Genomic DNA, 282 nt, shown 5'->3' with positions numbered 1-282 from the left:
CGGCACGACCGAGACAGGTGACCTGCTGTTCGACACGGCGGACGAATTCGGCTTGCGCTTCGTGCTGTGCCGAGGGGGTGCCCTGGAGTCGGCAAGTGCACACCCCGGCTTTTCAAAAACCGCGCTGCAGCCGGAGTCGCTGGAGCAAATGGTCGGCGACATCGAGCGCTTGAAATCGCGCTATCACCAGGACATTCCGGACGCCATGCGCCGGGTCGTGGTGGCGCCGACCACGCCCACTTTCTCGCTGCCGCCCACCCTGCTGCGGGAGCTGGCTCACAC

1 pseudogene is annotated in these 282 nt (G+C 66.0%); it reads left to right on the top strand.

Annotated elements, in window-relative coordinates:
• Nucleotides 1-282 (top strand): annotated as a pseudogene (locus AAEZ10_RS27260) (amidohydrolase family protein); the annotation flags it as partial.

The sequence above is a fragment of the Pseudomonas sp. H26/SER47-MNA-CIBAN-0231 genome (assembly GCF_040310465.1).
In the GTDB taxonomy this organism is placed as follows: Bacteria; Pseudomonadota; Gammaproteobacteria; order Pseudomonadales; family Pseudomonadaceae; genus Aquipseudomonas; species Aquipseudomonas atacamensis.
This window is presented reverse-complemented; position numbering and strand designations above follow the sequence as displayed.